This window comes from Pseudomonas sp. FP1742 (assembly GCF_030687145.1).
Lineage (GTDB): Bacteria > Pseudomonadota > Gammaproteobacteria > Pseudomonadales > Pseudomonadaceae > Aquipseudomonas > Aquipseudomonas frederiksbergensis_D.
Window position 1 is genome coordinate 2,103,944 of sequence record NZ_CP117460.1, and the last position, 13,492, is coordinate 2,117,435.

Consider the following 13,492-nt stretch of genomic DNA (forward strand, 5'->3'; position numbering starts at 1 on the left):
TCTGGCGTGAGGGAGGTAGCGATGTTTCTATCACCCCTGGAAATCCAAAACATCATCGAGCAAAGTTTTCTGCCCGCCGTGTGCACCTGCAGCATGGAGGCAGACCAGTTTCTGACGATTCGGGTCTGCGATTGCATGACCGGCAAAGTGGATCTGGTGGCTACTCACGTACCGGTATGGACACTGGACAGCCCCCATGCGATTGCATCGCTGGTGGCTGATATGCGGTTGGAAATCGAGGCTCACAAAGGCGTTCACCCGACGTTCTACAGCTGAACCGATGTCACGCCGCACCCGTCGGTGGTGCGGCGTGCGTCCGTCGTGTCATGACGGGATTTTTTGAGAAATCTCCTCGAACGTGTCGCTATCTACAGCGGCCAGCAATCTTCTTCCATCCTTGAGTGTGGCCAGAAAGGTTACCTCGGTTTCCTTGCCTGCCAACATGAAGCCGGCAAACGCGCCGATCGGCCCCAGCAACATGGCCCCCGCCACGCCGAAGCCGATGACATCCTTGATGTTGTTGATCGAATCCTCGTTAGCCACTTCTACGCTCTTGAACAATGAGAGCGGGAGGGTGATGCCGGGCCACGGGTGAAGCGACGTTCTGAGCGTGAAAACGCCGTCTCGGTACTCTCCATCACCCTGCAGAAAGTCCCCCGCCAGGACCGTTATGCTTGCCATGTTCTTACCCTCTGACTGGCAATCGGTGAACCCCCATTTCGCGCCTGCACCGGAGCATCGTCAATCGCCGGGCGATGAAGTGTTCCGGTCGCGGGCATCTATGCTTGTCTCACACTGCAACAGGTGTCGCGATATTAGACGCGGGCGATCTCGTTCAGACGCGCTCAATAGCCAGTGTTTTAACGTAACTAATTGAATTTTATGGTGATCGTTAAGCTGGCACGCTCCGTGTATTGCTCATCGCAGACGTTTCTCTTGCCTCCGTCAGCGGATCAAAGCCGACGGCAGAAACCATAAAAACGATAAGCCACAACAATAAGAAAGCACCGTGCGAGGTTCGACGTTGATGAAGAGAAAACTCCGATCAGGCATGAGCGCCAGTCTGCTGGCCGTGGCCGCCTGTATGGCGCTGCACTCACCCCATAGCCTGGCAGCCCGCGACGCCCAGACCATCCTCAAGGAAACCTGTCAGGGCTGTCACACCCCCGAAGCCGATAACGCCCTGAGCCGCATCAGCCACCAGCGCAAAACTCCGGAAGGCTGGCTGATGAGCATCGCCCGGATGCAGACCATGCACGGTTTGCAGATCAGCGATGACGACCGCCGGACACTGGTCAAATACCTGGCCGACACCCAAGGCCTGGCGCCGAGCGAGACCGATGGTGTGCGTTATGCGCTGGAGCGGCGGCTCAATACCGTCGAGAAGTTTGACGACCAGACCAGCCAGATGTGCGGTCGTTGCCACTCCGGAGCGCGGGTGGCCCTGCAACGCCGTCCGGCACAGGAATGGGAGCGTCTGGTGAACTTCCACCTCGGCCAATGGCCGTCGCTGGAGTACCAGGCGCTGGCGCGGGATCGTGACTGGTTTGATATCGCCCGCAAAGACATGGTGCCGCTGTTGGCCAAGCGTTATCCGCTGGACAACCCAGCCTGGAAAAAATGGCTGAGCAGCGCGCCGAAAGCCCAGACGCTGGTGGGTGACTGGAGCTTCAGCGGCCATTTGCCGGGTAAAGGTGAATTGGCCGGGGTGATGAGCGTGACCGCCGACGGCAACGATACCTTCAAGGTCAGCGTCAAGGGCCAATACGCCGACGGCACACCGTTCAACGGTGACGGCAGCGCAATTCTCTACACCGGCTATGAATGGCGCGGCAACGTGACCATCGACGGCGTGACCATGCGCCAGGTGTTCGCCGCCCAAGGTAATGCGATGCAGGGGAGGATGTTCGAGGCCGAGCACGACGAGCGCGGTCTGGACTTTGTCGCCGCCAAACAGGGTTCCCCGCGTTTGCTGGCGGTGCAGCCGGGTTATCTGAAGGCGGGCGTCGAGACGCAGGTGACACTGGTCGGCAGTGGCCTCACCGGCAAACCGAACTTCGGCAAAGGCGTGGAAGTGCTCGAAGTCGTCGAACAGAGCCCGGAGCGGATCACGGTCAAGCTCAAGGCCGCCGCCAATGCCCAGCCGGGCCTGCGCGCGGTGACGGTTGGCAACCTGAAAGGCCCGACCCTGTCGGTCTACAGCAAGATCGAATCGGTCAAAGTGGTGCCGGAATTCTCGGTGGCGCGGATCGGCGAGGGCGGTGGTTCCACGCCGAAAGTCCAGGGCCGCTTCGATGCCGAAGCCTGGGGCAAGGGCGCTGACGGCAAGCCGTATCGCATCGGCGTGTTCCCGGCGCAGTGGAAAGTCGAAGCCTTCGACGACCGCGCCAGGGAAGACGAAGACGTCAAGTTTGCCGGCACCATGCAGGCCGACGCGGGCGTGTTCACCCCGGGCGATGCCGGGCCGAACCCGGCGCGCAAAATGTCCACCAACAATGCCGGCAACCTCAAGGTGATCGCCGCCGTCGACGACGCAGGGAAATCCCTGACCGGTGAAGGCCACATGATCGTCACCGTGCAACGCTGGAACAATCCACCCATTCCGTGATTTTGCTGACCCATACGGTTTCAGACACTTTTTTGGAATGACCGCAGACCCCGTAAGACGGGGCTTGCACAGGAGGTTTGCCATGGGCGCTATCTTGAATCTGGTCGAGCGGAATCTGCACGAAGTGCACGTCGACGCCGACCGCATGTTGTTTCACATTCCCAGCAGTTCGCTGTTCGCCAGCGATGAGCTGACCGGCACCATCATTGATACCTTGCGCGGTCCCGGCTGTTCCTCGGACGAGCTGATCCAGCGCTTGGCCGCACGCTTCAACGGCGAAGAAATCACCGAGACCCTGCGTGAGTTGATCTCGCTGGAGCTGGTCAGCGACGGTTCGCCACTGACCCCGGACATCGGCACCAAGCGGGTCGAGCGCACCGCGATCAATACCGTGGTGCTCAACGTCAATACCGGCTGCAATCTGAGCTGCACCTACTGCTACAAGGAAGACCTGGACAAACCGTCGGCCGGCAAGAAAATGGACGTCGAAACTGCGGTCGCGTCGGTGGAAATGCTGCTGCGCGAATCCCCGGACGAAGAACGTTTCACCGTGGTGTTCTTCGGGGGGGAACCGCTGAGCAATCGCAAGTTGATCGAGTACATGGTCGACTACTGTGAAAAGCGCTTTGCCGAGGCGGGCAAGTTCGTCGAGTTCGTCATGACCACCAACGCCACGCTGCTCACCGAAGAGACCGTGGACTACCTCAACGCTCACCGTTTCGGTTTGTCAGTCAGTATCGACGGGCCGAAAACCGTGCACGACCGCAACCGCATCACCGTGGGCGGGCAGGGCACCTACGACGTGGTGCGGCGCAAGGCCGAAATGCTGCTGTCGCGCTACAACAGCCGCCCGGTAGGCGCGCGGGTGACCCTGACCACCGGCGTCACCGACGTCGAGACCATCTGGGATCACCTGTTCAACGAGCTGGGTTTTGCCGAAGTCGGGTTTGCCCCGGTGACCTCCGGCGACATCAGCACCTTCAACCTGTCCAGCGACGAACTGATCGAAGTTTTCGCCAACATGAAGAAGCTCGGTCGGCGGTATCTGGAAGCGGCGCTGGAGCATCGCAACATCGGCTTCTCCAACCTGCACCAGTTGATCACCGACATCCATGAAGGCCACAAAAAAGCCCTGCCGTGCGGCGCGGGCCTGAAGATGCTGGCGGTGGACCACAAGGGCGAATTGAACCTGTGCCATCGCTTCACCGGTTCGAGCCTGCCGACCTTCGGCAATGTGCACAGCGGCGTGAAGCAGGTCGAGTTGAACGACTTCCTGTCACAACGCCTGGACCGCACCAACACCGGTTGCGAGGACTGCCAGATCCGTAATCTCTGCTCCGGCGGCTGTTACCACGAGAGTTACGCCCGCTACGGCGACCCGACGCACCCGACCTATCACTACTGCGAACTGATGCGTGACTGGGTCGACTTCGGCATCGAGGTCTACACCCGGATCATGGCTCACAACCCTGCGTTTATCAGCAGTTACATCACTCCGCGCAAGGCTCACTGACATGAAACATCTCAAGGCAATCAATAACAAAGCGTTGAAGCTGGATCAGGCCGCGGATGAAAACCGCATCGAAGAAGTGGTGGCGATGAGTTCCGTTGCCGGCTGCGCTTCGACCACCGACCCGGGTTGGGAGATCGACGCCTTTGGTGGTGTGTCTTCGCTGTGCCAGCCGATGGAAGCTGACCTGTATGGCTGCTCCGACCCGTGCTGGTGGCCGGCCCAGGTGCCGGACATGATGAGCACCTACCCGGACTGGAACAAGGATGCCCAGGCGTCCAACGAAAACTGGCGCAACCTCGGCACTGTCTTTCCAAAAGACAAATGATCGAACAGAAGAAGGATTCCAGCATGCTGCGTATTAAAGCTTGCGGCCTCGCCGCGTTTGCCGTCCTGAACGTCTGCTCGCTCGCCGTTCTGGCCGATGAAAACACCGCTTTGCAAGAGGGTCACGAGTACATGTTGACCACCAATTACCCGAACAATCTGCACGTCATCGACCTGGCGACGGACACGTTGTTCAAGACCTGCAAAATGCCGGACGCCTTCGGCCCTGGCACTGTGCAGCTGTCGCTGGATCGCAAGACCGCTTACGTATTGAACAACCACTATGCGGATGTCTACGGCGTCGAGCTGGACAGCTGCAAGCAGGTATTCCACGCCAGCATCACCCAGAAACCGGGGGAGAAAGCACGCTCGATGTTTGCCTTTACCCTCAGCCACGACGGCAAGGAACTGTTCACCATCGCCAACCCGACGCTGATGCTCAACGATCGCTACGAAGTGCAGCAGCCGCGTCTCGATGTGTACGCGACCGACGCCGGCATGGACGCCAAACCCGTGCGCAGTTTCCCGGCGCCACGGCAGTTGACCATCATGCAGAGCGGTGACGACGGCACGTTGTATGTGGCAGGCGCGGATGTTTACAAGGTTAATGTGGACACCGGCAAGTTCGACGTGCTGATCCCCAGCCGTCACTGGAAACGCCCGAACTACGCCGCGCCGGACGTGCTCTATGTGTGGAACCAGCAGACCTATCGACATAACTTCTCGCTGCTCTATACCACCGCGAAATTCAAGGACAAGAAGCAGGATCCATTGACCGCCGAGTACCTCTACGGGCTGTTCAGCATCGACCTGAAAACCGGCAAGACTGAAACCACCGACTTCGGCCCGCTGACGGAAATCTACTTCAGCGGCATGCGCTCGCCCAAGGACCCGAACCTGATGTTCGGCGTGCTCAATCGCTTGGCCAAGTACGACATCAAGCAGAAGAAAATGCTGCAGGCGGCGACGCTTGATCACTCCTACTACTGCATTTCCTTCAACAAGGATGGCAGCAAGATCTACCTGGCCGGGACGTTCAACGATGTGGCGATTTTCGATGCCGACAGCCTGAAGCAGATCGGCAGCGTCAAATTGCCGGGTGGGGATATGGCGATTACCACGGCGCAGGTGTTTGTTCGGTAACTGCGGCGCCTGAGCGGACGCCTTCGCGGGCAAGCCCGCTCCCACAGTGATCTTCAGCGTGATCACTATTGTGTGAACATCACTGAACCCTGTGGGAGCGGGCTTGCCCGCGAAGAGGCCCTCAAGAACACCGCAGCAGCATCAAGCCTCAGGCACCGGACAGCTCAAATCCCCTTCCTTACACTTCAAGTAAGTCTTGAACGCTTCGACCCGCGCCTTGGTCAGCGCCGTGATGCAGTTGCTGTAGATCAGCGGATACACGCTGCCGCCCTCCACCCCGGACGCCGAGAACTTGCACTCGGCATCGCGAAACGCAATCCATGAGCGCTGGGCACCGACCAGCAGTTTCTTGGTGTCGGGGCTGTCCTTCAATCGTGTGGTGATCTGCTGGTAAAGCGCATTCAGCTCCTTGTCGGCCGCCTTGTTCTGCTGCGCCGCACACTGATTCATCGTCGTCTGGTCGGTGGCGTTGTCGCAGTCGACGGCATGCGCAAGGGGAGTGAACAGCAGCGGCGTCAGTGCAAGGAGCAAACGTGGGGGCATGGTGGGCTCGCGGTGGTAATGGAAAGTTGACGTGCAGTGTAGCGGGGTGGCGCCAGTCCACAAATCGGCTTGCCGCCCCTCACGTGCAACCAGAACTTATGGCCGGAACCGAGGCCGAATACTTCAGGCACGCTTGATTGCGGCACCCGTTTGATACAACTTTTAGGGTGGTCTTATGGTCTTTACAGGCCTACTGTTCAATACAGGAGGTGACTTATGAACCCAGCATCAGATCGCATCGAAAGGAAGATCCTGCTCAAGACCCCGCGCTCGCAGGTCTGGCGCGTGCTGGCCAATGCCGAGGCCTTCGGGCAATGGTTCGGCGTGGCACTCGAAGGTAAACGCTTTGTTGCCGGCGAGTGGACACAGGGGCAGATCACGTACCCTGGTTATGAGCACTTGTTGTGGAATGTACTGGTGGAGCGGGTCGAGCCGGAGCGGGTGTTTTCGTTTCGCTGGCACCCGTATGCGGTGGAACCGGAAGTCGATTACTCCCAGGAGCCCACCACGCTGGTGAAGTTCGAACTCCAGGATATGGACGATGGCACGCTGTTGACGGTCGTCGAGTCCGGTTTCGATCACATTCCCCAGTCGCGCAGGCTCAAGGCGTTCCGCATGGATAGTCGTGGCTGGGATGAGCAGATGAACAACATCGAACAGTTTCTGGCAGAAATCACCAAGCCCCACGAGCGTCAGGGAGGCTAATGGCTGCAGGCCACGGAACTCGTGGCTTCAGAGCATGATGGCGGACACGTCTAAGGGTTTTCGGAAGGGTAGCTATAGCGAATGTCTTACACGCGGTAGTAGCTATGTCGTCTATTGCGGATTGGATCCGAAGCGTAATCTGGCTCCATCAACTGAAGCACAGGAAGTGCTCCAGGGTCACGGATGATCGACCATAAGCAAGGATCGCTGCCGACAGGGAGTCGATATGGTCTTGGGAAAACCCGCTTCGGCGGGTTTTTTTTCGTCTTGAGAAAACTTCAACCTGATTCCCTACAAGGGCAGGTTCAGGTGTCGAGTGGTCAATGGCTTACACGCAGTCGGTGGTATGTCGTCTTTTGATGCTTCACCGACATGTTTAATCTGGATCCATCAACTGAAGCACAGGACGTGCTCAGGATCACGGATGATCGACCATACGCCAGGATGGCTGCCGACAGGATGTCGCAATGGTCTTGAGAAACCCGCTTCGGCGGGTTTTTTTTCGTCTGCAGAAAACGACCGGGCTGCGGGGGCGATAGCTCCCGCAGCCATTTCTTTCACTGGAGGCCGAGTTTCGCCGCTGCACGCTCGGTGATTTCCGAGCGTAATTTCAACGAGTCGGCAGCGCGTTTACGGGCTTCCTGGAGCACGCTGACCGGAGCTGTCTCGGGGTTCCCTGAAGCAAACGGTGGTGCCGGGGCGTATTCCAGTTGCAGCTGCACCAGTTGCGCGGTGTCCTTATCGAACAATTCAGCGGCCAGGGTCAGGGCAAAATCGATACCCGCGGTAATCCCGCCACCGGTCAGAAGATTGCCGTCGCGCACCACCCGATCCTTCACCGGGGTCGCCCCCAACAGCCCGAGCAATTCGTGATACGCCCAATGAGTGGTGGCGCGCTTGCCCTTGAGCAACCCCGCCGCGCCAAGCACCAAGGCGCCGGTGCAGACCGAGGTGACATACCGCGCCGTGGCGGCCTGAGTCTTGATGAAGGCCAGGGTTTGCTCATCCTCCATCAACGGCCCGACCCCGCCGCCACCGGGAATGCAGATCACATCCAGCGGCGGACAATCGTCGAAGGTGATGGTCGGTTTCAACACCAGCCCGGTACTCGCGGTGACCGGCACCAGATCCTTCCAGATCAGATGCACCTTCACATCCGGCAGCGAGGCCAACACGTCATAAGGCCCGGTCAGGTCCAGTTGTTGAACCTGTGGAAACAACAGAAAACCGATCTGCAACGTCATGGCGTTTTTTCTCCTGATTGGGGTGGACGACTTCACTGTAGGCTCGTAGGATCTGGCGCATACGCCAATAACCCCACGAATTACGCCAAACATGCCGAACAACCCGAAAACCATCCATGTGCTGGCCTTTGCCAACGCGCAACTGCTCGACGTCACTGGCCCCTTGCAGGTGTTCGCCTCGGCCAATGACATTGCCCGCCAGCAAGGTTTGCCGCCACCCTATGCGCCGTCGGTGATTGCCAGCGGTGGCGGGGCGGTGATGTCGTCGGCGGGGTTGGCGCTGTTGGCGGAGCCGCTGCCGGATGGGGGCAGCGACACCTTGATCATTGCCGGTGGCTGGGGTGTTTACGCAGCGGCACAGGACGAGTCGCTGGTGGCTTGGGTACGTGAGCATGCGATCGGGTGCCGGCGGGTGGCGTCGGTATGCACCGGGGCGTTTTTACTGGCGGCCAGCGGTTGGCTCGACGGTCGACGGGTGGTGACACACTGGACCCGCTGCGAGCAATTGGCACACCAGCATCCCAAACTGCAGGTCGAACCCAACCCGATCTTCATCAATGACGGCCCGGTCTGGACCTCGGCCGGGGTCACCGCGGGCATCGACCTGGCCCTGGCCATGGTCGAACAAGACCTCGGCCGGACCATGGCCCTGGATGTCGCCCGGCAATTGGTGGTGTTTCTCAAGCGTCCGGGGGGGCAGTCGCAGTTCAGCGTGACCTTGTCTTTGCAAAAGGAAGGCAACCGATTCGACGAGCTTCACGCCTGGATCAGCGAAAACCTCACTAAAGACCTTGGCATCCCGACCTTGGCCTTGCAGGCCGGCATGAGCGAACGCAGCTTCGTCCGTCACTACCGCGCCGACACCGGCCAGACCCCGGCCCGAGCCATCGAACTGATTCGGGTCGAGACCGCGCGACGGCTGCTCAGCGACACCGGCGTACCGATCAAACGGGTCGCGGTGCAATGCGGGTTTGGCAGCGAAGAGACCCTGCGCCGCAGTTTTCTGCGGGCCATGGGCGTGACACCGCAAGCCTATCGCGAGCGGTTTTCCGTCAGCCCTTCAGCAGATCCAGTAATGCCTTGAGCGTCGCCTCGGGCGCTTCCTCGGGAATGTTATGCCCGATGCCCGTCAGCACTCGGCGTTCATAAGGGCCGGTCAACGGCTGATTCAGATCGACCTGAGGTCTTGCTTCTCAGGCTTCCACGTCCGCCACCTGGTTGAAATACTTCGACCGATCCGGCGTAAATGTCACGACCATTTTGGTCCGGGAACAGGTCAGTGCCCGTTCCGCGCTCAGATCAATATCCAGATCTTCCCCGCGCAACCCCTGCCATTGGGCGAGGTATTTGAGGGAGCCGTATTTTTCGAGTTTCTTCAGGCTGCGGCTGACACCACCTTTCCAACCCAGCACCGGGAGTTCGCCGGTGAGGCATTGGTGGGCGAGGTCGGGGAAGCGGGCGGCGCGCTGACGGCCGATTTCCCAGCATTTGATCAAGCCTTTGTCGGGGCCTTCCCACAGTTCAGTCCGGTTCAGGCCCGATCGGAGTGGGGTATCAATGCTGCGATGGATGCGCTGGGTCATTCTGGTTCCTTGAATTCGGGTTTTGTTGGACAGCTCCGCTGTGCCCGTTGAGCGTGGATGGTAGGGATGGATGCAGGTGCTGGCAACAAGGTATTTCCGGATGTAGGAAAGAGTTACTGCTTATTGATTGGGCGGGTTTGTTTGGCGTTTGTAGGGAGTTGGCCTACACGATCCTGTGGTGAGAGGGCTTGCTCCCGTTCGGCTGCGCAGCAGTCGTAAAGCCAGGAAACACAGTGTTTCTGGAGGTCTGTGGTCGAACATTCAGGGGGGCGCTGCGCACCCCGACGGGAGCAAGCTCCCTCGCCACAGGTCGTCAGTAGTGTCAGGCGGAGGGTGTTTAAGTTCATTGCTTGTAAGCTTGGATCCTACAAAAAGCGTCGTAAAAGGGGACATTTCCGACGAGTTTTGGCGGTTGTAGGTTAGGAAAGGGAGCCGCTAGGCTTTGGGGGGCGTTGCAAATTCAGCGACCGGGTTTGGTCACCCGTGCAATGTCAGGCGTGCAAGCGCCAACGTGAGCATGTCGGCGCTTTTTCTTGTGCTTGTCGGTATGCTTCGCGGTGGGCTGTGCGCGGGGCACTTTCGAGTGCGCCGGGTGCCTGACTTCCCGGTTGGCCAACCTGCGTACCGCCCACCACCGACATTGCCGCCTATGTCGATGAATCGGGTGCTCGGAGCCTGCGCCACACAGCTGATCCATTGTGGGAGCGGGCTTGCTCGCGAAGGCGATTTCATATTCAACATTGAAGTCGCCTGACACCCCGCTTTCGCGAGCAAGCCCGCTCCCACAGTTGAACGGTGTGCATCTGTAGTAGCGAAGCAGGCGCCTCGGTCTCAAGGCTGCCAGACGTTTTTCTCCCCGCTCAGCTTCCTGTTCAGAAAGCTCGCCGCGCTGATCAGCGCCAGATGCGTCAATGCTTGCGGAGTGTTGCCCAGGTGTCGGGCGTGGCTGTCGAACTCTTCGGCGTACAACCCTAACGGGTTGGCATACTTCAGCAATTGCTCGAACTCCAGATGCGCCTTTTCTACCTGACCGGCCCGGGCCAGGCATTCGACGTACCAGAACGAGCAGGCGGCAAAGGCGCCTTCGGTGCCGGGCAGGCCGTCGATCTGGCTGTCGTCGTTGCGGTAGCGGTAGACCATGCCCGCGCGCACCAGGGTTTTCTCGATGGCCTCAAGGGTCGCAATCCAGCGCGGATCCTTGGCGCTGACGAAGCGCACCAGCGGCATCAGCAGCATCGAGCCATCGAGGCCGGTGCCGCCGATGTGTTGGACGAAATGCCCGCGTTCTTCGTTCCAGAAGTTGCTCCAGATATCGCTGTAGATCGCTTGACGGGTCTGGTCCCAACGGGCGAACGGGGCGGGCAGCGAGCGTTTGGAGGCCAGCCGGATGGCCCGATCCAGCGCCACCCAGCACATCAATCGCGAGTGCAGGAAATCATACTGCTCGCCGCGCATTTCCCAGATGCCGACGTCTTTTTGCTGCCAGGTTTCGCAGACCTGATCGACCACTTCCACGGTGTGTTTCCAGCCTTCGTGGGAGATCGCCTCACCGTACTTGTTGACCAGGTACACCGCGTCCAACAGCTCGCCGAAGATGTCGAGCTGGATTTGCTCGTAGGCCTGATTGCCGATGCGTACCGGCGTCGCGCCGCCATAGCCGGACAAGTGCGCCAGTTCGACTTCCGGCAACTCCTGGCGGCCATCGATGGCGTAGAGAATATTGAGTTTCATCGGTTTACCACGGCAATCACTGACCCTGCCGCGCAGCCAGCGCATGTAGGCGTTGGCTTCCCCGGCGAAGCCCAGGCGCATGAAGGCGTAGACGGTGAACGAGGCGTCGCGGATCCAGGTGTAGCGGTAGTCCCAGTTGCGTGCGCCGCCAGGTGTTTCCGGCAGGCCGAAGGTGGCGGCGGCGAGGATGGCGCCGTGTTTGCGCGAGGTCAGCAGCTTCAGCGCCAGGGCCGAGCGATTGACCATTTCCCGCCAGCGCCCGCGGTAATTGGACTGGCCGATCCAGTCGCGCCAGAACTTCAGAGTGCGCTCCAGGCACAGATCGGCGGCGCCTTCCTTGAAGCGCGGATCGTCAACGCCGCCGAGCAGAAACTCGGCGCTCTGGCCCTGCTCGAGGGTGAATTCGGTAATCGCTGCGTTGCCTTCGACGTGCAAGGGCTGATCCGAACACAGCTGCATGGGCGGCTGCCCGGAGGCCTCGAAATACACACTCTGACCACGCGCCCGGGCCTTGGTATGAGCCCGCGCATAGTCATGACGCAGGTTGCACAACATCTGAATCGTCGCTTGACCGCTGACCACGCGCACCCGACGCATCAACATCGGCCAATCATCCTCGCTGTCGCCGATGGGCAGCAGATCGGTGACTTCGACCACTGCATGATCGCTGAGCCAGCGGGTTTGCAGGACGTTGGTGTCGGGCAGGTAGATCTGCTCGCGGCGGGCGTCTGGCAGGTCCGGGGCCAGTTGGAAAATGCCGGCTTCGGGGCTGTCCAGTAGCGCGCAGAAGATCGACGGGCTATCGAATTCCGGCCAGCAGAAAAAATCCACGCTGCCCTTGTCGTTGACCAGCGCCGCGCTGCGCATGTCGCCAATGATGCCGTGGGCGTCGATGGCGCTTTGTCGTTCGGAATGATCAGCCATTGCGGTGGAACTCCGGGGACTGAGGGCCTAACCAGCTGACTGGTTTAAGCCGCGGAGAGTTCATTTGACGGCGAACCGGCCTTCACACTCAACCAATAATTCGACGCTTTCTCCCAGGCGGGATTTACCGGCGCAGACTAATTCGCGCCCCTTGCGGGTCGTCTTCCCATACAGACGATTTTTCGAGGTAAACGTGGTGACCAAGTTGACCCTGCTGTGTCTGCCGTATTCTGGCGCCAGTGCCATGGTCTACAGCCGTTGGCGACGCAAGTTGCCGCAGTGGCTGCAGTTGCAACCGGTGGAGCTGCCGGGGCGGGGCGCACGGTTCGGCGAACCGCTGCACACCGACATGCGCGCGCTGGCGATGCAATTGGCCAGGGAGTTGCGTTCGACGCTCAAGGCACCCTATGCACTGTTTGGCCATAGCTTGGGCGCCTTGCTCGCGTGTGAGCTGGCCCACGCCTTTCGTGCGTTGGGTTGCCCGGAGCCGGTGGCGCTGTTTGCCTCGGGAACGGCGGCGCCAACGATGCGCGCCGACTACGATCGCGGCTTTGCCGAGCCGAAAACCGATGCGCAGTTGATCGAGCAGCTACGCACCCTCAATGGCACCAGCGAAGAGGTGCTGGCCAATGAAGAGTTGATGAGCCTGACACTGCCGATTCTGCGCGCAGACTTTCTGTTGTGCGGTCGTTTTCAGCCGGTGCAGCGGCCCTTGCTCAAGTGCCCGGTGCATGTGCTGGGCGGCAAGGCTGACAAGGCCACCACCGAACAGCTGATCGGCTGGAGCAGGGAAACCCACGGCAGCTTTTCGGTGGACATGTTGGCCGGCGGGCACTTCTTCATTCATGAGCACGAAGCCAGGGTGCTGCGGGTGATCAAGGATCAGTTGGAGGTTCATCATCGGCGGCATGCCTTGGCGGTAACTGCCTGACCTGCTTTTCCTGTGGGAGCGGGCTTGCTCGCGAAGGCGTTGGATCAGCCAACTTCAATGTTGAATGACACACCGCTTTCGCGAGCAAGCCCGCTCCCACAGTAGATTTGTATTTGCCTGTTTTTCCTCGCTTCACCCTCCTTTCTGATACTTGTTCTCAAACGCTAATTTTTCCGGTCTGCATTCGTTTCATAGGGACGACGTGCCTTTGTGCTTCCTGCCTACTGATCCGGATGCTAAGAA

General features: G+C 59.8%; 13 protein-coding genes and 2 pseudogenes. 9 read left to right on the forward strand and 6 right to left on the reverse strand.

Annotated elements, in window-relative coordinates; translation table 11 throughout:
• The first annotated feature begins 21 nt into the window (after positions 1–21).
• On the forward strand, positions 22–276 hold the full coding sequence (locus PSH64_RS09470) for a DUF1652 domain-containing protein (RefSeq protein ID WP_018925324.1): 255 nt from the start codon (positions 22–24) through the stop codon (positions 274–276).
• 48 nt (positions 277–324) lie between these two features.
• Here PSH64_RS09470 and PSH64_RS09475 read toward each other — a convergent pair whose 3' ends face one another.
• Entirely contained in the window at positions 325–681 is a 357-nt protein-coding gene (locus PSH64_RS09475; RefSeq protein WP_105339549.1) for a hypothetical protein, read from the reverse strand.
• A gap of 346 nt (positions 682–1,027) precedes the next feature.
• Between PSH64_RS09475 and peaA the strand changes: the two genes are divergently transcribed.
• The 4 genes from peaA to peaD all read left to right on the forward strand — a co-directional run bounded on the left by peaA (position 1,028) and on the right by peaD (position 5,588).
• Positions 1,028–2,608, forward strand: coding sequence for a quinohemoprotein amine dehydrogenase subunit alpha (gene peaA, locus PSH64_RS09480; protein ID WP_305480516.1), 1,581 nt, complete (start codon positions 1,028–1,030; stop codon positions 2,606–2,608).
• Between the two features lie 82 nt (positions 2,609–2,690).
• A complete protein-coding gene (gene peaB / locus PSH64_RS09485) occupies positions 2,691–4,121 on the forward strand; it encodes a quinohemoprotein amine dehydrogenase maturation protein (protein ID WP_105339547.1) in 1,431 nt (476 codons plus the stop codon).
• 1 nt (position 4,122) lies between these two features.
• On the forward strand, positions 4,123–4,446 hold the full coding sequence (gene qhpC, locus PSH64_RS09490; protein ID WP_007971075.1) for a quinohemoprotein amine dehydrogenase subunit gamma: 324 nt from the start codon (positions 4,123–4,125) through the stop codon (positions 4,444–4,446).
• A 23-nt stretch (positions 4,447–4,469) separates the two neighbouring features.
• A complete protein-coding gene (peaD, locus tag PSH64_RS09495; RefSeq protein ID WP_305480517.1) occupies positions 4,470–5,588 on the forward strand; it encodes a quinohemoprotein amine dehydrogenase subunit beta in 1,119 nt (372 codons plus the stop codon).
• Positions 5,589–5,729: 141 nt separating this feature from the next.
• Here the strand turns inward: peaD and PSH64_RS09500 are convergent, their stop codons facing one another.
• Positions 5,730–6,131, reverse strand: a complete 402-nt coding sequence (locus PSH64_RS09500; RefSeq protein WP_305480518.1) for a lysozyme inhibitor LprI family protein — start codon at positions 6,129–6,131, stop codon at positions 5,730–5,732.
• 216 nt (positions 6,132–6,347) lie between these two features.
• Here PSH64_RS09500 and PSH64_RS09505 point away from each other — a divergent pair, with 216 nt between their 5' ends.
• Complete coding sequence (locus PSH64_RS09505) at positions 6,348–6,836, forward strand: SRPBCC family protein (RefSeq protein ID WP_105344293.1); 489 nt, start codon at positions 6,348–6,350, stop codon at positions 6,834–6,836.
• A gap of 557 nt (positions 6,837–7,393) precedes the next feature.
• Here PSH64_RS09505 and inhA read toward each other — a convergent pair.
• Positions 7,394–8,080 (reverse strand): isonitrile hydratase, encoded by a 687-nt coding sequence (inhA, locus tag PSH64_RS09510; RefSeq protein WP_305480519.1) that lies wholly within the window; start codon positions 8,078–8,080, stop codon positions 7,394–7,396.
• A 91-nt stretch (positions 8,081–8,171) separates the two neighbouring features.
• On the opposite strand from inhA, the gene PSH64_RS09515 reads away from it, so the two are divergent.
• A complete protein-coding gene (locus PSH64_RS09515; RefSeq protein ID WP_105344289.1) occupies positions 8,172–9,164 on the forward strand; it encodes a GlxA family transcriptional regulator in 993 nt (330 codons plus the stop codon).
• Here PSH64_RS09515 and PSH64_RS09520 read toward each other — a convergent pair.
• The 3 genes and pseudogenes from PSH64_RS09520 to PSH64_RS09530 form a co-directional block, all read right to left on the reverse strand.
• Positions 9,133–9,237, reverse strand: a pseudogene (locus tag PSH64_RS09520) (alpha/beta hydrolase); the annotation flags it as partial. The gene PSH64_RS09515 and the pseudogene PSH64_RS09520 sit on opposite strands and share 32 nt — an antisense overlap.
• A 36-nt stretch (positions 9,238–9,273) precedes the next feature.
• Entirely contained in the window at positions 9,274–9,663 is a 390-nt protein-coding gene (locus PSH64_RS09525; RefSeq protein WP_105344287.1) for a hypothetical protein, read from the reverse strand.
• Positions 9,664–10,494: 831 nt separating this feature from the next.
• Positions 10,495–12,318, reverse strand: coding sequence for a glycoside hydrolase family 15 protein (locus tag PSH64_RS09530; protein WP_305480520.1), 1,824 nt, complete (start codon positions 12,316–12,318; stop codon positions 10,495–10,497).
• A 193-nt stretch (positions 12,319–12,511) separates the two neighbouring features.
• Between PSH64_RS09530 and PSH64_RS09535 the strand changes: the two genes are divergently transcribed.
• Positions 12,512–13,249 carry a thioesterase II family protein gene (locus tag PSH64_RS09535; RefSeq protein WP_105344283.1) on the forward strand — a complete coding sequence of 246 codons (738 nt, stop codon included), beginning with the start codon at positions 12,512–12,514 and terminating at the stop codon, positions 13,247–13,249.
• A gap of 12 nt (positions 13,250–13,261) precedes the next feature.
• Positions 13,262–13,351: pseudogene (locus PSH64_RS09540) on the forward strand (metal ABC transporter ATP-binding protein); the annotation flags it as partial.
• Positions 13,352–13,492 lie beyond the last annotated feature (141 nt).